Below are 21,312 nucleotides of genomic sequence, written 5' to 3'. Positions count from 1 at the left end.
TAAAATAATGCTATCCTAAGGTAAATTTCATTAATCCCTCGAGACTTTATTTTGATTAATTTGTCTTGGATAGATTTTAAAAACAGGGAATCCAAAAGAATAATGGCCTTTCCTTTAATCTTGGATAATATGAAATATATTTTTCTACTTATTAGTATCATTTCTTCAGTGCATGTTGGCCTGGCCCAAGAGCCACCTAATATTGTGCTGTTGTTTGCGGATGATGCTGGATACGCCGATTTTGGTTTTCAGGGTAGCAAAATAATGAAAACGCCCAATTTGGATAAATTGGCCAAACAAGGAGTCCGGTTTACTCAGGCCTATGTTACACACCCTACCTGCGGACCATCGAGAGCTGGACTTATGACCGGCAAGTCGCAATATAGATTTGGGTACGAAGAAAACAACGTTCCTGGTTTTATGAGCGCAGTATCGGCAGCTGATGGGGCGGAAATGGGCCTTCCTGTTCAAGAAATTACCATGGCCGATTATCTTAAAAAACAAGGCTATGCCACGGCTTTCTACGGTAAATGGCACTTAGGGGGAGCCGATCGCTTTCACCCGCTTAAACGTGGTTTTGACGAGTTTTATGGTTTTCGGGGAGGTGCACGCGATTACTTTCCTTATGAGTCCGATCCAAAAGAATCGCTTAATAAAATGGAACGTGGCTTTGCCCATTATGAGGAACATAAGGGATATTTGACCGATGTGTTAGCTGAAGAGTCCTTAGACTTTATAGAGCGAAATAGTAAGTCCAAAACACCATTTTTTGCCTTTCTGTCCTTTAATGCAGTCCACACACCAATGGATGCCACGGAGGAGGATTTAAAACAATTCCCAGAGTTAATGGGCAATAGAAAAATAGTGGCGGCCATGACCTTGGCCCTGGACAGGGCTGCGGGTAAAATAATGGATAAATTGTCAGAGTTGGGTATAGCGGAGAATACCATCGTGGTCTTTACCAATGATAATGGTGGTCCCTCGGATAAAAATGGATCGGACAATAGTCCATTTAGTGGCATAAAATCTACCCATTTGGAAGGAGGGATACGGGTTCCTTTTTTAATGAAATGGCCAGGAAAATTAAAGCCCAATACTACTTATGACCTACCAATCAGCACCTTTGATCTTCTGCCTACTTTTTATGCGGCGGCCGGGGGAGCAGTTAAGGAGTTAAAGGATATAGATGGTGTAGATATAGTTCCTTATGTAAATGGGGAAAAAACAGGACGCCCCCATGAGGTGCTATTTTGGAAGCGCGATGCGCGGGCTGCCATGAGGAAAGGGGACTGGAAATTGGTGCGTTTCCCGGACCGTCCTGCCCAGCTATTTTACCTTCCGGATGATGAAAAGGAATTAAATGATCTTTCGGCTTCTGAACCAGTTAGGTTTAAGGAAATGTATAAAGAAATGTTCGCTTGGGAAGCAACTCTGGAACGACCGAGATGGTTGCTGAAAAAGAGCTATGAAAAAGCGGATATAGGTCGTATGGATGCCTATTGGCCAAACAAAAAATCTGAATAAATAAAATAACTAAAATAATATAGTAAAATGGGAAAGTTAACTATTGTCTTCTGTAGTATATTAATGATCTTCTCCTGTAAGGATAAGGCTGTGGATGCTGCCGGGGCACAACAGGAAATAATCAATAATAAAGATTATGCAGCCAATTTGGATAAAGGTCAGGGTATATTAAACAATACCCATAGTCCACATGTAAAATTGCGGAGTATCAACATGGGCGACTGTAAATGGACAGAAGGGTTTTGGGCAGATAAGTTCAAAATAACAGAGGAAAAAATGATTCCTTATATGCGCAGCTTGCTTACAGGGGAAATTGGTCATGCCCTAAACAATTTCAAAATAGCCGCCGGCCTAAAAGAAGGGGAGCATAAAGGGATGCACTGGCATGATGGGGATTTTTACAAGTTTATGGAATCGGCCATGTACGTCTATGCACAAAATGGAGATGAGAAGCTGTTAAAAGAGTTGGATGAATACATCGATATCATCGGAAAAGCACAGGAAGAGGATGGGTATTTGCAAACACAGATCCAATTAAGGGATAATCTAAGCCGATATGAAAATCGTAAATATCACGAAATGTATAATTCTGGACATTTAATGACGAGTGCCTGTATCCATTACAGGATTACAGGCCAAACAAACTTTCTGGATATTGCGGTAAAACATGCGGATCTTTTGTACTCCTTATTTATGACCGATGATGAACGCTATGGTAGATTTGGATTTAACCAGACACAGATTATGGGGTTGGTGGAAATGTATCGTACTACTAAGGATAAAAGATATTTGGAATTGGCCGAACAATTCATAAACAATCGCGGTAAATACCCTGTTACGGAAACTCCAGAAACAAAAGGCTACCCAATTGGCGATATGGTACAGGAACGTACCCCGCTTCGTGAATCGGATGAAGCTGTTGGTCACGCTGTATTGGCACTTTATTATTATGCAGGAGCGGCAGATGTTTATGCGGAAACAGGGGAACAAGCCTTGATTGATGCCTTGGACAAGCTTTGGATGAATGTTACCCTTAAAAAAATGTATGTAACAGGAGCTGTGGGACAAACGCACTATGGAGCCTCTACCAACAGGGATAAGATTGAAGAAGGTTTTATTGACGAATATATGATGCCTAATATGACGGCTTATAACGAAACCTGTGCCAATATTACCAATTCTATGTTTAGTTATCGTTTGTTAGGTGTGCATGGAGAATCCAAATATGCCGACATCATGGAAAAGGTATTGTACAACAGTGCACTTTCAGGAATTAATATAGAAGGGGATAGATATTACTATGCCAATCCGTTACGGGTAATACATGGCTCAAGGGATTATGAAAAAATGAATACCGAATTCCCAACGCGCCAAGCTTACTTGGATTGTTTCTGCTGTCCTCCAAACTTGGTTCGTACCATTGCACAGGCTTCCGGTTGGGCCTATAGTCTTGCCGATAATGGTGTTGCTGTAAATCTCTACGGAGGCAATGTACTGGACACTGAATTATTGGATGGTTCCAAAATTAAATTAACGCAAGAAACCCAATATCCTTGGGAAGGTGCTGTTAAGATTACAATTGAAGAATCTAAAGAATCCCCATTTAACATGTTGATGAGAATACCAGATTGGGCGGAAGGTGCTTCGTTGACCATAAATGGTACGGATGCGGATGTTTCCGTAGTGCCAGGTGAATTTGCAACAATTAATCGAGCGTGGAAAAAAGGGGATGTTATACAATTGAATATGCCTATGGATGTCAATTTTGTAGAGGGGAACGACCGCATTGAGGAAGTTCGGAATCAAGTCGCCATTCAAAGAGGTCCGGTTGTGTATTGCGTGGAATCGGCCGATTTGCCAAAAGAAGCTAGTATTTTAGACGTATACATTAAGGGGGATCCGTCAAAGCTAAAGGCGGAGTATCAGCCAGATTTTCTGGGCGGGGTTACTTCCTTGACCGGAGAGGTGCTATTGCGAAAGGAGGAGGATAAGAAGGGAGGCATGTATAACAAGGTTAAAAAACCAGAATGGAAGTCTTATTCAACAACCTTTGTTCCCTATTTTGCCTGGTCTAATAGAAACGGCGGGGAAGAGGGAGAAATGACTGTGTTTTTACCAGTTGTTTGGTAATATTTAACTAGTAGCGCAAATTCCATGAAAATCAAAGCATACATACTTTTATTTGTTATTTTGGTATTAGGTTGTAAACCCAAAGGGGATACCGTAGAATCATTGAAACAAAAGCCGAATATACTGTTTATAGCTATCGATGATCTGCGTCCCGAATTAGGCTGTTACGGGTCAGATATAGCTATATCACCCAATATTGATGCCTTGGCCGCTAATGGTTTATTGTTCAACAATGCATATTGTCAGGAGGCCATCTGTAGTCCATCAAGAGCTAGCTTAATGACTGGGGCTAGACCGGAATCTATTAAGGTAATAGAGAATTTTACTTACTTCCGAGAGCAAAACCCGGACATCAAAACCTTGCCGCAGCATTTTTGGGAAAATGGCTACGAAACAGTGTACACAGGCAAAATATACCATAACAAAAAGTTTGGTGACGGCAAACTTTCTTGGAGCAGACTACCGGTAAAGGTAGATAGTCCAAGGGTGCAATTTGGATTTAAGCTTCCGAAAAATAGGGAGATGCAAAAAGAAAATGCAGCTGCCATGGTAGCAAAGTACGGAGAGAATGCTTTGAGAAACGGTTTGGGAAAAGGACCAGCCTATGAGTTTGCAGATTATCCAGATAATCAATACGAGGACGGTCATAATACCGACTTGGCCATTGCTACCATGAATGATATGCTCCAAAAAAATCCGGATAAACCATTTTTTTTGGGTCTAGGAATGAAAAAACCGCATCTGGATTGGGTAGCTCCCAAGAAATATTGGGATCTATACGATGAAGAAAAGATAAAATTGGCAGAGCATAAAGAAGCTCCCCAAGATGGTGCCGCTATGGGGCTACATGCTTCATTTGAATTAAGGGCAAGGGCCGGTATTCCTAAAAAAGGAGATATAGATAAAGAACTGGCTATTAATTTAAAGCACGCTTATCTGGCTTGTGTAAGTTATGTAGATGCCCAGATAGGTCGTATGATATCAGCTTTGGATGAGGCAGGTGTTCGGGATAATACCATCATTATACTTTGGAGTGACCATGGATGGCATCTTGGAGATATGGGTATTTGGGGCAAGGCTACCAATTATGAAATTGCAACCCGTGTGCCTTTGATTATTTCCACCCCCAATATGCCGGACACTGTGCGTGGAAAGAAGACTGATGCTTTGGTTGAGCTAGTGGATATGTATCCCACATTATGTGATTTGGCAGGTGTTGCATTGCCAGCACATCTAGAAGGTCAGAGTTTCGCTCCCTTACTCACCACCCCAAGTAGAGAATGGAAAAAGGCTGTTTTTAGTCAATTTCCAACACCCGCTTTACGCGAATGGGCAGCCAATCCCTTATCAAAAGGAATGCGCGAAACTTCATTTGGTCCCTTAATAGAAGAAGTGGAAGAAAGTATAAAGGCCCAGCAAGGAGATAAATGGAATCGGGAACTGTTTGAAAATCGTCTTATGGGATATGCCATGCGTACCAATAAGTACAGGTTTGTGGTATGGAAAGATTACACAAACCCCGATGCGGAACCTATATTTTTTGAATTGTATGATCACCTGAAAGACCCTTCGGAATCCAAAAATATCGCGGAAGGTAATCCAGAGTTAGTGAAAGAACTTTTAACGCAGTTCAATAAAGGGTGGCAGGGAAATTTGGCTATAGTACCCTAATTGTGTTTGGCTTTGGATTTTAGATTGAATAGTTAAAAATAATTCTTGTTACAATGATTATATTAAATGAAATAAAGTGGCTTTTCATTATGGTAGTCTTGCTACTCGCAAATTTTGGAATGGCACAAGATAGCAGACCAAATATTTTAGTCGTTTTATGTGATGATTTAGGATATAATGATGTAGGATTTAACGGGTCTACTGATATTAAAACCCCAGAATTGGATAAATTGGCCCATGGGGGTACTATTTTTACTTCGGCCTATGTGGCCCACCCCTTTTGTGGACCAAGTCGCTCTGCAATACTGACAGGCAGGTATCCACATTTTACAGGGACTGCCTACAATTTATTTCAAAATAGTAGTGAGGAAGATAAGGATAATATGGGTGTTCCCATAGCAGAAACCTATATGTCCAAAGTATTACAAGAAGCGGGGTATTATACAAGTGCTATTGGAAAATGGCACTTAGGAGCAGCACCCAAATACCATCCCAATAGAAGGGGCTTCGACAATTTTTATGGCTTTCTTGGAGGCGGCCACGAATATTTTCCAGAGCAATATCAGAAAACATACCGCGAGCAATTGAAAAAGGGAAATAAAACTATTAGGGATTATCTTAAACCACTGGAACATAATGGTAAGGATGTGGTAGAGACAGAATACCTGACTGATGCTTTTTCCAGGGAAGCAATACGTGATATTAAAACGGCCAAAGAAAAAAAGAAACCATTTTTTATCTATTTGGCCTATAATGCACCCCACGTACCCTTGCAGGCGAAAGCTGAGGATCTTAAAAAATTTGTTCATATAAAAAGCAGGGATAGACAGACTTATGCGGCCATGGTTTATGCGGTAGATCGTGGATTGGGCCAAATTGTAGAAACCTTAAAAGAAACAAATCAATATGAGAATACACTCATTGTATTTTTGAGTGATAATGGGGGCAATACAGATCACGGTGCCAATAATTACCCCCTTAAAGGGACAAAAGGTGATACCTGGGAAGGTGGTTTTAGGGTGCCAATGTTCTTCCATTGGCCGGCAAAGGTAAAAAGAAACCAGCGTTTTAATTTTCCTGTATCGGCTTTGGACCTTTATCCCACTTTTGTTCAATTGGCTAAAACCAATGTTGCCGATGACAAGAAGTTGGATGGGAAAGATATAATGGCCAATGTTTTGACCGGTGCTGATGCCTATAAAGACCAAATGATATTCGCGCTGCGCTACCGCGAAGGCTATTCCGATGTTGGTGGCAGAAAAGGCGATTGGAAAATTACCCGCATGGGCAATGAGCCCTGGAGACTTCATAATTTAAAAGAGGACATTGGCGAAAAGAAAAATTTAAGTGGCAGATATCCTAAACTTCTTCAGAAAATGGTATCCGAAACGGAAAGGTGGACCAAAGACTTTGTTCGTCCATTATGGTTTTATTCCCTTAAAGATCAAGAATATTGGAACGATGGTAGGATGCCACGGTATAATGAGACCTTCGAAATTTCCAAGTTGGTTGCACACCCCTATAAAAACAAAAGCTAGCAGGTTTTAAGAACGGTTAAACGTGGTTGGCTAATTTTCTATAGGTGTAGAGATACTGTATTGCGCTTATATAGTTCAACATAAATTTACTCAAGTACAGTAAAGGCCAATTGGGTTAATAGTTAATAGTATCCAATCCGCCTTATTTTTTGGTCTTTATAAAATAGATTGCCCTAATTTTTATAAGCATTTAAGATCTGTAAACATCTTAAATGTATTGCTCCTTTAGTTCTTTTTTTGCTTTGAATCCCATGTCTAATCGTAGACGACTATTCCTTTTATTTTATTTTTTCTTAAAAACTACATTATGGGTAAAATAGTGCTAGCTACGGTTAAATTTCGCAAATGTGCCCCCTTAATTTTACAGTTCTTTTGTATAAAGGTATTGAAGATTGTTAGATTGGCAATATGCCGAGAAAATTATAAATGTATATGGTCTTCTGGTGTAAATGGAAGAATATCCTATCTGTTCTAATATAGAGCAGAGCAAAAAGAAGAGTGCTATAACACCCTTCTAAAATTTCATGCACAGCATGTGGTAAAGGTAAAACCCCATAGGTATGGGGTAAGTTTAACTCTAACTAAATCAAATTTATGAAAATTAAATGGTTAACCAATGTAGGGAGCAAAGGCTCACCAATTAAAAAGTTTTACTTTTTAAATTTAACGGCTGTTATTTTATTGACAATTACGGCAAACGCGAACCATTCTACAAATACGGTAGGGTTTAACGAGGTTGAAGGAAATTATTCTTCCCTAGAAACACAACAAACAATTACTGGTAGCGTATCGGATGCTATGGGACCATTACCTGGTGTCAGTATTGTTATAAAAGGTACTGCAGAAGGAACTACTACCGATTTCGATGGCAATTATAGCATAGAAGTAGCCGATAATTCTGCAGTTTTGGTGTTTTCTTATTTAGGTTATAAAACACAAGAAATTCCTGTAGGTTCCAATACTGTATTGAATGTAATTTTAACCGAGGATACATCGGAGTTGGATGAGGTGGTTGTATTGGGGTATACCACAAGAAAGAAGGGAGAACTAACGGGTTCGGTAAGCACAGTAAGTTCTAAGGAAATAGAAAAGGCTGGGAATAAGGATCTGGCCAAATCTCTTTCTGGTAGAGTACCAGGTTTAATTATCTCGGATAGGGGAGGATTGCCCGGATCCACTGATGGTAATGATATTACGCTTTTGATTAGAGGTAAGTCTACCCTAAACAATAACTCCCCCTTAATCCTTATAGATGGTATTACCGCTAGCAGTTTTTCACATTTGGCACCACAGGATATAGAATCCTTGACGGTCTTAAAAGATGGGGCCGCGGCCATATACGGAGCAAGGGCAGCTAACGGAGTTATATTGATAACAACTAAAAGGGGTAAATCAGGTAAGCCTAGTATTAATTTTAGTTCATCCTATAACGTATCTAGTTTTTCTGCCACACCAGATTTAATGTCATCTGAGGAATATGCAATTTATAACAATGAAATAGCGGAAAGAAACGGGACCCCTCTGCCTTACACCCAGGAGGATATTAACAATTATGCTTCCGGCACTGATCCTATCAATTACCCAAATACGGATTGGGCCGATCTTACTTTTGCCAAAACTTCACCGGAGTCCAGAAATTCACTTTCTATTTCGGGTGGTAGTGAACACGTAAACTATTTTGTAAGTGGAGACATAGTGGATCAAGTGGGGATGTACCATTCAGGAGATTTGAATTTTAGGCAAAAACAGGTGCGTTCCAATATCGATATTGATTTAACTGATAATTTTACAATTGGAGTAGATCTATCCGGTAGATTCGGAGATAGAAATCAGCCAGGGGTAAGCGAGAGTGAAATATATGGTAGAATTAATACCAATCAGCCTACCGAAGTAGGTATTTATCCCAATGGTTTGCCTGGATGGGGTGGTGAAAATGGAGCGAATCCTTATGTTATGTCTACGAATGAGTCTGGTTTTACTAAGCGAATTGACAATGAGCTTCGCGGTAAATTTTCTTTCGATTGGAGGTTGGACAATTTAATAGATGGTTTAAGGGCCAAAGGTTTTGCGGGTGTTACTAGAATGAACAATGATATTAAATCATGGTATACCCCATGGACCGTGTACACCTTTCAAGAAGGCTCTGGAGAGTATATTCCATCCCAAGGCTTTGCACAGGGTCAAGGTAGACAACGAACCTTACGTGAAAGTTTTTGGAAATATGATGAACTGTTGCTAAACGCTACATTGTATTATTCCAAAGTCTTAGGGGATAATCATTCCATAAGTAGTTTTGTGGGGATAGAACAATCTACTTCCAACCAGCGTAATTTCTGGGCAGAACGAAGAGGTTTTCCAACAGATGATCATCCCGAATTATTTGCGGGGAGTGATGATGGGCAACAATCCTACGGCGAATCACAAGAATGGGGTCGCCTAAATTATTTTGGTTCCTTTTCTTACGATTTCAAGAAAAAATATTTTATCGACTTCACACTTAGACACGATGGTTCCAGTAATTTCGGGCCAGGTAAAAGATTTGGTACTTTTCCCAGTGTTGCCGGTTCTTGGGCAATACATCAAGAGTCGTTTATGGAGAATGTTGAATGGTTAAATGCACTTAAATTAAGAGCTTCTTGGGCCAAAATGGGTAATGATCGTATAGCGCCATTCCAGTACCTGACCCGTTACAATTATGGAGGGCCAACCAATAATGCACAACCTAATTATGCTGTTTTTGGTTCGCCAGGGGTTAGTTATAATGGTTATACAAGTGCCAATGTGCCAAACCCTGATATTACTTGGGAAACGGCCTATATGAAGAATATCGGACTTAATTTTACTTTGTTCAACAATAAGTTGTCAGGTGACATCAATTACTTCTATCAAAACAGAGAGGATATTTTAGTGACTCGTGCAGCTGCTATTCCAGATGCTGCAGGTATTACCTTGCCTGCCGAGAACATTGGAAAAGTAGATAATTTTGGTCTTGAACTGGAGTTGGGATGGAGAGACCAGATCAATGACAATTTTAGTTATAATTTTGGAGCCAATTTCACCCAAGCGAAGAACGAAGTGGTCTATTTGGCTGAGGCGGCCGATGTTCCTGAATGGAGAAAAAGAGAAGGGCATTCCATGGATTCTTACGTTACGTATCCAACTGCAGGAATATTTCGTGACCAGGCACAGGTTGATGCTACTCCCGTTAAACTGGATGGAACCATTGAAGGAGAACCTATTTATTTGGATACCGATGGAAATGGTTCAATAGATGCCAATGATAGGGTCAGGGCTTATTCTTCCAATGTTCCTGAAATTCAGTTTGGTGTTTTCGGAGGCTTTAATTACAAGAATTTCGACTTTAGTTTCCTTTTCCAAGGACAGGCCGAGGCTGAAATGTTGATTTTCTTTGAACGCCCAGGTGCCCGTCCCGATTTTCTTTTTAATGAAAGGTGGACCCCGGAGAACAGAAATGCCAGATATCCTAGAGCCTACAATACAGGAGATAATTATAGTACTAACCAGAGTGGTAATGTTGCCAATTTTGAAGGAGCAGATCTTTGGCTTCACGATGCTTCCTTTGTGAGATTGAAACAAGTGGAATTGGGATATACCTTTCACAAGGAAGATATTAAACTTGGAGATTTAAAAGTGTTTTTAAGAGGTTACAATATTCTTACGATGTTCTCGGAGGTTGCCGATTTAGGTCTAGATCCAGAAGCCAATGGATATTATGACTTTAGACAGAGTACCTATCCATCGTTACAGACCTATACCTTGGGGCTTAACTTTAGCTTTTAAGAAAGTATTGTATTAATAATTTATGGAAATGAATAGTAAGAAGATAATAAAAAATATAAGGATATGAAAAATCTAAGATTAGCATATATATGGGTAATTTTGGCCCTTGTAGTAGGTGCCGGATGCGAGGATGTGTTGGATACGGAGGCATCCGATGCCTTCGCTGAAGACTTAATTTATAGTGACTCTGAGCAGGTTGAAAGACTGGTCTACCCTGTTTATAATAGTACAGAGAGTTGGGGGTTGAACAAATTTCAATGGTGGTCCAGAAGATTTAATATTGAAGTGGGGTCTTTTGAGGCAAGATTTAATTTCAACGATTTGGACCAACTAAGGCTTAGAGCAGGTTGGACACCCAGTAATGTGGGTGTTTTGCAACAGAAATGGAGAAATTACTGGGATTACGTTCGACTGGCCAATGAGTTTTTGGACAAAATAGATGATTCTGAGGCTATGCAAACCGATCCGGAGAAAGTGAATCTTCTCAAAGCAGAAATGAAGTTTTTACGGGCCAATATATATGCTAAACTTATAAAGTATTATGGAGGGGTTCCAATTTTGGAAAACGCCTTGGGACTGGATGATAATTTTGATTTGGTACGTAACAGTTATGAGGAATGTGTAGACTTTATTGTAAAGGAATTGGATGAAGCCATTGCGGTGTTGCCAGAATCCCGCCCTGATAGCGAATTTGGTAGGGCCACCAAATTGGCAGCCATGGCCGTAAAATCTAGGGTATTATTGTATGCTGCAAGTGAATTGCATGATCCAAGTACTTCGCCAAGCGGGCCTTTGTACGATTATACCAAATCAACAAAATGGCAAGATGCAGCCGATGCAGCCAAAGCAGTTATAGATATTGTAGGTGCACGTGATCTTATTCCTGTAGCGGATGCGACCGAGTATCATAATTTATTTTTGTCACCTAATCAGGATATACTTTTTGCTAGAGCATATAGTGCCGCTTATTATGATTTTGGAACGGACGCCAATTCGCTTTGGAATCAGACCCAGGCCCCTAGTGGATATGGTGGCTGGGCATTGTCTTCCCCCAACCATAATTTCGCACTATTGTATAATATGGCCGATGGAACAAGTACTTCAGAGGGGGGCTATGACCCAGCCAATCCTAATGAAAATAGAGAAATTAGGTACTATGCAGATCTTAATTTTAATGGTGCACAATTTAGAGGTCGTGACGTCCAATATTATTTGTCAGAGGATGTTGATGCCTTTCCCCATGGATTGGATTCACCTCAAGGATTGGGCAATACGGGGCATTCCTCTAAAACTGGATATAATATTAGAAAATTCCAAGATGAAAGCGTAGGATTGACCGATGTTTCCCCAAATCGTCCCTATATTCTCTATAGATTGGCGGAAATTTATTTAAACTATGCAGAGGCACAGTACCATTTGGGAGAAGAGGGTATTGCCCGCGAATTTGTTAGTAAGGTATCTACAAGGGCGCTTCAGCCTACGATTACTTCTTCAGGACCCGAGTTGTTGGAGGATATTAAAAGAGAAAGACGGGTGGAACTGGCTTTTGAGGGGCATAATTTCTTTGATGAAAGACGTTGGATGAACGAAGAACATTTAGGCTTTGATGTAAAGGGACTTAAGTGGACCAAAGCTGCAGATGGTACGGTGTCCAACGAAGAGTATACCGTTGTCACTAGACCATGGTTTGAGCGTCAATATTATTTGCCAATTCCCGCTTCAGAAGTAGAAAAAGCGCCTTCTATGGTTCAGAATGACGGCTATTAATAAATAGTTAGAACCCAAGTGATAATAAGGTTTTCATTTTCATTTGGGAAAAACATAGAATAGATAATTAGTTTTAGTTGAGTTAGTTAAAAGGCCATCCATGATTTGGATGGCTTTTTTGTTGTAAAAAATTGAGGTGGTTTTCAAGAATATATTGTTAATGTGGTTGTGTTATCCTATATGTGGAGCTTGGGCTGCTTTGCTGTCCCAGGGCGTAAAAAATTTGATTTGGTATGTATTTATATCTAGTTGGCCATAAGTAAGCAGTGGTGGCTATATGGAATTGATGTAACTTGAGAGGTTTATTTTTCGTCCTATATTCATTTTTTTTCTTAAACGGTGCCGAGCCACATGCACGCTCCCTAATGAGATACCCAATAAATAAGCCATTTCCTTTCCACTAAAATTAAGTTTGATGAGTGCGCAAATTTTTAAATCGGCCTAACTTAAATCTGGCACCTTTGCTTGTATTCCCTATAAAACCCTTCGTTTTTGGATAATTGAAAACCAAGGTCAATTCTGGAATCTTTAGTAGATCCTATAAAATACCCAATAATATATCTGTATCTTTTTTACAACTATAATGCGGGTATTTGGGCTTCGAAAAAGTTGTTGAATTGAATATAATTAACTGAGAAAAACTGTATTAATTCTATGAAAACTAGGAGACATGCGTCTAAACCCCAATGTTATTATGCTGCTATTAATACCCGTTAGCCAACCTAAGATATTTTAGTGAAGGCTACGGTCCGGATGAAAAGACTAAAAGTATTGGAAGATCGGCCTACTGGAAATGGACATGTTATAAAATTTCACCTCAAGCCTATCATTGTGCGTATATTCTGAAAGGGTACTAACTAAGATGCCAGAAGGGAATCAGCTTTTGATTCACTTTTCGTATTTTTAGCTTCTTTTATTTTGAAGAGAGAAAAACTGCTTTGCGTTGGAATTGACATATGTCTAAATATATATTCACCACATTTTTTGCCTTACTTTCATTTTGGGTGCTTAGTTCCCAAAAAATGGATATGGAAGACGTACAAAACCTTTCCATTTCTGAAGGGCTGGCACATAATGGGACTACTGATATTTTGGAAGACTCTCGTGGTTTTATATGGATTGGCACATATGAAGGCCTCAATCGTTATGATGGTTATACGTTTGAGACGTATAAAAACACACTTGATAAAAATATATTGGCGAGTAACCGGGTTAGGTCCATTCAAGAAGATAGTAAAGGCAATATTTGGATAGGTACCGATGAAGGTATTTCCGTTTACGATTATCAATATGATAATTTTTTCGACGTGTATTCAAACCAAATGGCCACAAAGGCCTTGAAGGGTCCTGTTGTTCGTGATATTACGGTAAATGAAGAGTTGGGGCTGGTAATTTGTGCCACCGAAAAATATGGCCTATTGGCCTTTAATGAAGATTATGAGCTGAAAGAGGAGTATACGCCTACGGCATTTTACCAAAATGGTGCCGTTGAATTTTATGGTTCATTGCAACTGGATACTTATACTTATTTGTATGCAACCTCAGTGGGTCTTCTCTCTTTAGATTTAAAAGAGTTTGTTTTTACAAGATTATTTTCAGAGAAAATTGATTACTGCACTTCGCTACTTAGCTTGGATGCTTCCTCCTTTTTGGTCACATTAGATGCGGGAGCTATAATAATCTCACAAGCTAAAAGTGCAAATGGTTATAAGTATAGCGTTACTGGTCATACTATTTTCCCAGAGCTCAATTTTAATAGTTCTATTTTGGACCAAAATAAAAACTTGTGGTTGGGGACACTTACAAACGGGGCTATTCGTATTGATGATATGGATGCTTTAGGATCTAATGCCATAGTTGATCATACCGTTTTTGCTTATAAAGATCGACAGCTTAGAACTAGTTGTTTCCATTTGGCCAAAAACAGCGGATTCTGGTTAGGTAGCTTTGATAAAGGGGTCTATAGGTTTAACCTTCAAGAATCTCCCTTTTTGGAATTTGCACACGACACACCTTATAATTTTGGAATCAGTAATAGGCATTCCATTAAATTGGCTCCATTAGATGACTATAGATTCTATGTGACTCGAAACAATGGTGGACTGGTGCTGTTCAATACCGAAAAGAATGGGTATGATTCATTACCCTTTAAAATGGATCCAAAACTGAAAAGCAAAATTTCTTTGGTTTTCGTTGATTCGAAAAAGCGCACTTGGCTGAAAGTGTCTGGAAAGGGATACTTTAGGGTTGATCCCGGATCATCAGAAGCAATATTGGCTAATGCAGGGCGAGATTCTGATTTGTTAGACCTTGAGGCTTATAAAATAACCGAGGATAAAAGCGGCAATCTGTGGTTAGGGGCTAAGAATGGTGTTTTTAAAATAAATCTCGATTCTAAAGCCGACATACAAAATATAGAGTCTTTAAACGACAATCCATTTTTTAAAGATTTTAAACTAACATTGGCTAGATATGTTTATTTGGACCCCCTTTATGATTTTTTGTGGATAGGTACCGCTGAAGATGGGCTTTTTAGGGTAAATATTAAGGGGGATCCCCCTTTAAAAGACGCCGAAATAGAAGAATTTAGAGCGGGAAAAAATAGTGGAGACCTGCCTAAGAATTTTGTGTCTGCTATTTTAAGGGACAACCGTGGAGAATTATGGCTTGGCACTGAAGGAGCAGGAATTTGTAAGGTTGAGAATAGTGATGCCACACCAAGATTTATACCCTTTTCCGAAAAGGATGGTCTATCCAATAACGTGGTTAAAAGCATTAATGTTGATAACCAGAACAACCTTTGGATTGCTACCAATATAGGTTTGAACAAGTTTTACCCGGATAAGCAAAAATTTAGGATATTCGGCACTGAAGAGGGGCTGCCATTTGAAGATTTTTGGTATTCCTCAGAACATTTAGGTAATGGTAAGTTGGTCTTGTCGGGTCTAGAAGGATTCACTTTTTTTGATCCCACAAAAATCCAAGAGTCCGAAAAACTGCCTAATCTTGAATTTGGAGATTTTAAAATTTACAACCGTACTGTTAAGCCTAAAGATTCTGTTCAGGGTAGGGTAGTACTCGATAAACGTTTGCACAATGGTCAAACCTTAAATTTAAAATACGATGAGAACGTTTTCAGTGTAGAGGCAACTTCCTTGCACTATACATCTCCTGAGAATCATTTTTTAAAATACCGTCTTATACCAATTGACCAAAATTGGTTTCAATCCACTTCAGACCAGCGGTTTATTAATTATAATGGTCTACAACCAGGTAACTATACCTTGGAGGTGTCTGCCTCAAATTCTATTGGAGAATGGACTGAACCTATGAAAATACGTATTTCTATCCACCCTCCTTTTTGGAAAACACCCTTGGCTTATGTCCTTTATATTTTATTGGCCTTATTGATAGTTGGTATTGTACTTTTCTATATACTCAAGGTTCAGTCGTTACACCATAACATTCAATTGGAGCAAATAGAAAAAGATAAGGTAAAAGAAATAAATGCGGCCAAACTTCGATTTTTTGCCAATATTTCACATGAGCTGAAAACGCCGTTAAATTTAATTTCGGCGCCTATAAAGGAGTTGTCCTCACGTCTTCTAAATGATCCCGACTCCCGAGAGAAATTGGGTATAGTTGAACGTCAATCCAAAAAAATAGGTCAGTTGATAGATCAGATACATGATTTTGAAAAGGTAGATGCCAATTTAATGGAGATGGAATTTTCAAGATTTTATTTTAACGAATTTCTTGACCAAATTTTGGTCGATTTCCAATACCTCGCTTACAATAGCGAAAAAAAACTAACCGTAGTACCTCCAGATAATAATATTGTGGTGTCTGCTGATCGCGATAAATTGGAAAAGATCTTCAACAATCTTTTGAGTAATGCCTTTAAATATACGGCTATATATGATAATATAACCATTGCATACCAATGTGAAGACAAAGATCTTATTGTTTCAGTTACAGACACGGGTAGAGGCATAGATGCTGATGACTTGCCCCATATTTTTGAGAGGTATTACCAATCTAAGAAAATAGAAAACGTACATTCTTCAGGTTCTGGTATAGGTTTGGCCTTCTCAAAAAAGTTAGTTGAAATGCATTATGGATACCTAGAGGTCACAAGTAAAATGGGTGTTGGTACAACTATGCAGGTTCGATTGCCTATTGTAAAAAAAGAATCCCTTCAAGATCAAGCTTCAAAGGAAAATGCAATTATCAATGCTGAAAATGCAGTTGCCCACTCAGAAGCCACTGTTTTAAAAACTGAAATTTCAACGATTAAAACAAGTGGAGAGCATTCAGAAAGCCTAATTTTTTATGCAGAAGATGATATAGACATGCGCATGTATGTCTCCAAAGTACTCTCTAAGTTCTTTAAGGTGAAAACATTTTCTAACGGTAAAGAGTGTTTAGATGCTATGGATGATCAATGGCCAGACCTATTGATCAGTGATATACAAATGCCACTTATGAATGGATTGGATTTATGTAAGCGAATAAAGGCTGATGTGAAGACAAGTCATATACCCGTAATTTTACTTACTGCCCTTGCAGATATAGAAAATCAAATTCAAGGCATCAAAGACGGTGCAGATGCTTATATAAAAAAGCCTTTCGATGCCAGACAGTTAGTGGCCCGCACCGAGGCTTTGCTTACAAATAAACAACGTTTACGGGAAAGATTTGAAATTGGTATTCCTCTTACTAAAGACAATAATATCAATAGCCGAAATGACAACGCCTTCCTGGAAAAACTGTATCATCTAATGGCGGAAAACCTGGACAATCAGAATTTGGACATGGATCAATTTGCCCGGAAGTTGTACTTAAATAGAACCCATTTCTATCAAAAAGTAAAAGCATTGACCAACAAAACACCTTTTGAAATGCTTAAGATGTACCGCTTAAAAAGGGCAGCAGAATTGTTAGTACAAGAGCCGGACGTTTCGGTAAACGATGTTTATACTATGACCGGTTTTAAAAGTAGAACCCATTTTAGTAAACTGTTTAAAGAAACTTATGGGGTGTCACCTGGTAAGTATGTAGATTCTCTAGATCAATAAAGTATAAAACACATCCTTTTCCTAATAAAATCTAGCGATCGGTAAAGTCTAATAAGTCGCTTTTGTTTAATTCTCCATTGCCTTTTTTCTCCCTATCTACTTTCGCGTATTGATTGGTAAATACATAAAATTTACTTGCAAATACATCTCTTAATTTGTAAAAAATACCTTTGAAGCAACAAAGAATCAAGAAGCTGAACACTTTACTGTTTGGCAGAAATAATGTATTAATCAACTCAACATAATCCTTAAAAAAATGAACTGAAATGCTTTTGGCGGGGGCAGTGAAAAAACCAACTATTTTGTATCGCTGGGTTATGTAGATGAAGGCAGTATCTAAAAAAAAGACGTTGTAAACTACGAGCGTTTTAACGTACGAAGCAATGTTTCTACGAAATTCGATAAAATTGGTTTGGAAGTTGGTATAAACCTCAATTCCAGCATCGAAAATTATGAAGAGCCCTTTGCTGGCATGTATGGTGTTTGGCGGGCCGTTAACCAGAATATCGATGCCTTGTATAGGGGGTATAATCTAGGGTGATCCCAGGACACAGGGTAAGGGAGATATATTTGATAATTATATCTATTACGGCAAGCGATTGGACTATAAAACGGGAAAACGATTACCTCCTCTCAAGTACACTAAAAAAATTGAATAAATGTTTGACACTACGTATTTAAAAAAGGGTTCGTATTATTTTTTTCTGATATTCCTAATGTCTTTTGGGGTCAACAGGGCCCAAGAAAAGCAACCCAATATCATTTTTGTACTTGTTGACGACCTGGGTTATGCCGATGTTGGCTTTAATGGATCAACCTATTTTGAGACCCCTGCCTTGGATGCTTTGGCCAAAGAAAGCTTGGTATTTGACAATGCCTATATGTATCCTACTTTTTCGCCTTCCAGGTCCGCACTTTTCACCGGGAAACAATCCTTCCGGACTGGAGTTTACACGGTTCCCGTATTAGAGAAAGGAGATGCTCAAGAGAATATATTTTCTAGATGGACGGTTGAAAAGGAACACCCCATTTACGCCGAACCCCTTGCTGAAGCGGGATATAAGTCCATTCATTTGGGTAAATGGCACATTGTGGGGCCCTATCCCGAAAAAGAATTGGCAATGAACTGGCCTATACAGCAACGACTGGACCAACCCCAAGCGGGGGATTTCACTTGGGTAGAAAACCATAAGACCCAAGCTGTAAAACAATTTTATCCAGAAGGCAGGGGCTTTATTAAAAATGTTGGTGGCACCTTTAGAGGTGATCCTGCCTTAGAAAAAGGAGGCTACAAAAGTGAACGAGGAGGGTATCGCGCTCCGTTCAGCAATCCGTTCATAGCTCCAAAACCCAATGATGAATGGCTTACGGATAGATTAGCTGACGACGCTATTGAATTTATGGACAATAATAAAAACACTCCGTTTTTGGTCAACCTCCATTTCTATGCGGTTCATCGTCCAATAAAGAATAGAAATGACGTACTTTTTAATAAATACATGAACAAACCAGGGGACCCCATAACAGGGCAAGGAATAGGGAAAAATAAAGAACGGATGGCCAGTTACGCCACCATGGTAGAATCTATGGATGAGAACATTGGTAGAATCATGGCGTACCTCAAAAAAAATAAGCTAGAAGAGAATACTGTTTTAATTATTACCTCAGATAACGGCTACCACCCCATAGCCTCAGAGAATCTAAAGTTGAGAGGAGCCAAAGGTGAAATTTATGAAGGCGGAATAAAAGTACCTGCGTTAATTCACTGGCCCGGCAAGGTAAGAGCCCGAAGAACTGAAATTCCTATTGCAGTAATAGATTATTTCCCCACCCTAATGGATGTGGCCCATGTAGCCCACAAAGGACAATTAGATGGAAAATCCCTTTCCACCCTATTTAAAAAGGACAATCGTAATTTTAAGCAACGCCCCTTGTTCTGGCACTTGGCTAGCCAGTACAAACATGGCACGTGTTTCGTAATCCGAAAAGGAGATTACAAACTGATCCAATTCTTGAAAGATGGAAAACTAGAACTTTATAATCTAAAGACAGACCCCAAAGAAACCAAGAACTTGGCCCAGGACCACGCCAAAACAACACAAAAATTACTGGATGAGCTGGTTGCATGGCGAGCTTCAAACAAAGTGCCACTATCTCCAAATTCCATTCTCTCCAAATAACTTAAAACTGTTCTAACCAATGAACCTTACCAAGAAGTTTTCAATTCATATTTTTTTAATTCTTTTTACTGTTTCCTCATGTTGGACCCAAAAAAAAGAAGTTCAAAAACCCAACATAGTACTTATTTATGCCGATGACCTTGGCCGTGGTATGGTGGGTACTTACGGACAAAAGATGCTGACTACGCCCAATATTGACAAACTGGCTTTAGAAGGTATGCAATTTGAAAGAGCCTATGGCGCCATATACTGTGCCCCTGCAAGGGCCAGTCTACTGACCGGAATGCACGACTGTCATGGAGGTGATGCCATGACCATTGTGAAAGCAGGTATTTATAAGGAACTGGATAAGAGTTTGACCCTAGACGACATAAAGACTAAAATCCATCAAGTAGCACTTCCAGCAGAAAAAGACGAAGTTTTCTTGGGCGAAATTGCCCAGAAAGCAGGTTATACCACGGGGCAGTTCGGGAAATTGGAATGGGGTTTCGCTACCACTCCAGAACGTTTGGAACGCCATGGTTGGGATTATCACTTTGGATATTATGACCATGTGCGATGCCACGGGTTTTACCCTTCCTTTCTTTTTGAGAATGGTAAAAAAATAGACATCCCTGGAAATACACATATAGATTGTGCCAAAACCACTGAATATGACTCTCCCACAAATTTTAAGGACCGCTGGAATATGGAAGGGAAAGCGGTCTATTCCGAGCATATTATCATGGAAAAAATGCTGGACTTTATGGATGACAATCATCCAAAAAAAACGAACAAGCCCTTCTTTTTATACTTCCCCACACAATTGCCCCACGGGCCTACTATGGTTCCCCAGGTGCATCCGGAATTGGTAAACAACCCCAGCTTGACCCAATGGGAAAAAGAGTATGCTTCTATGGTTAAAATGCTGGATGACGATGTGGGCCGAATTTATTCCAAACTGGAAGAAATGAAAATTATAGACAATACTATTATCGTCTTTACATCGGACAACGGTCATGAAATCTATTATCCCGAAGAAGGACGTACCTCAAAAAACAACGTAAATGTAAAAGGGGAAGAATTTGATAATATTATTACGCGCTTTAACAGTCTGGTTGCTGGAGATATTTTTGACGGTAATGATGGTATGTCCGGAAAAAAGCGTGACAATTGGGAAGGTGGCGTAAGAGTTCCCTTGTTTTGGTATTGGAAAGGTAAAATTGAAGCCGGCGGCGTTTCTGATCAAATGGTGAGCAATTATGACTTTCTGAATACACTTGCCGAAATTGTAGGTACCCCGCAAAGAAGAGAAAAAGATGGAGTTTCTTATGCAAAAGCTCTTTTTGGAGGGAAACCCAAATTACGGGATTACACCGTTTACTCTTCAAAAATGGGCCCCGCTTTGGTCACCCAAGATGGCTGGAAACTCCGGTATTATCTTAAAGAAGATGTTTTTCAACTGTATTACCTACCAGATGATTATGAAGAAGTGAAAGATTTAGCCAAAGACCATCCGCAAAAAACAGAAAAATTAAAGGCTATTCTTTATAGAGAATGTAATCAAAACTGGAGAAATGGCATAGGGCCTATTCAAAAAAGAGTTTGACTCACTCCCTGCGAGTTTTCTAAATACTAGGCACC

General features: G+C 39.4%; 9 protein-coding genes. All 9 read left to right on the top strand.

Features of this window, described 5'->3' with window-relative positions; all coding sequences use genetic code 11:
* Positions 1-129 precede the first annotated feature (129 nt).
* The 9 genes from EHW67_RS08950 (at position 130) to EHW67_RS08910 (ending at position 21,277) form a co-directional block, all read left to right on the top strand.
* Positions 130-1,524: a sulfatase gene (locus tag EHW67_RS08950; RefSeq protein ID WP_126162032.1), complete on the top strand. Its 1,395-nt coding sequence runs from the start codon at positions 130-132 to the stop codon at positions 1,522-1,524.
* 27 nt (positions 1,525-1,551) lie between these two features.
* A complete protein-coding gene (locus EHW67_RS08945) occupies positions 1,552-3,654 on the top strand; it encodes a glycoside hydrolase family 127 protein (RefSeq protein WP_126162031.1) in 2,103 nt (700 codons plus the stop codon).
* A gap of 24 nt (positions 3,655-3,678) precedes the next feature.
* The gene (locus EHW67_RS08940) at positions 3,679-5,325 is read left to right on the top strand and encodes a sulfatase (protein WP_126162030.1); all 1,647 of its coding nucleotides are present in this window, start codon (positions 3,679-3,681) and stop codon (positions 5,323-5,325) included.
* Positions 5,326-5,378: 53 nt separating this feature from the next.
* A complete protein-coding gene (locus tag EHW67_RS08935; protein WP_126162029.1) occupies positions 5,379-6,863 on the top strand; it encodes a sulfatase-like hydrolase/transferase in 1,485 nt (494 codons plus the stop codon).
* Between the two features lie 594 nt (positions 6,864-7,457).
* Positions 7,458-10,664: a SusC/RagA family TonB-linked outer membrane protein gene (locus EHW67_RS08930; RefSeq protein ID WP_126162028.1), complete on the top strand. Its 3,207-nt coding sequence runs from the start codon at positions 7,458-7,460 to the stop codon at positions 10,662-10,664.
* A 63-nt stretch (positions 10,665-10,727) separates the two neighbouring features.
* On the top strand, positions 10,728-12,431 hold the full coding sequence (locus EHW67_RS08925) for a RagB/SusD family nutrient uptake outer membrane protein (RefSeq protein WP_126162027.1): 1,704 nt from the start codon (positions 10,728-10,730) through the stop codon (positions 12,429-12,431).
* Between the two features lie 1,028 nt (positions 12,432-13,459).
* Positions 13,460-17,509, top strand: coding sequence for a hybrid sensor histidine kinase/response regulator transcription factor (locus EHW67_RS08920; protein ID WP_158285107.1), 4,050 nt, complete (start codon positions 13,460-13,462; stop codon positions 17,507-17,509).
* 659 nt (positions 17,510-18,168) lie between these two features.
* Positions 18,169-19,689: a sulfatase gene (locus EHW67_RS08915; RefSeq protein ID WP_126162025.1), complete on the top strand. Its 1,521-nt coding sequence runs from the start codon at positions 18,169-18,171 to the stop codon at positions 19,687-19,689.
* 19 nt (positions 19,690-19,708) lie between these two features.
* Complete coding sequence (locus EHW67_RS08910) at positions 19,709-21,277, top strand: sulfatase-like hydrolase/transferase (RefSeq protein WP_126162024.1); 1,569 nt, start codon at positions 19,709-19,711, stop codon at positions 21,275-21,277.
* The last annotated feature ends 35 nt before the right edge of the window (positions 21,278-21,312 follow it).

The sequence above is a fragment of the Arenibacter aquaticus genome (genome assembly GCF_003957295.1).
In the GTDB taxonomy this organism is placed as follows: domain Bacteria; phylum Bacteroidota; class Bacteroidia; order Flavobacteriales; family Flavobacteriaceae; genus Arenibacter; species Arenibacter aquaticus.
The sequence above is the reverse complement of the archived record's forward strand: the minus strand, read 5'-3'. Positions and strand labels throughout refer to the sequence as shown.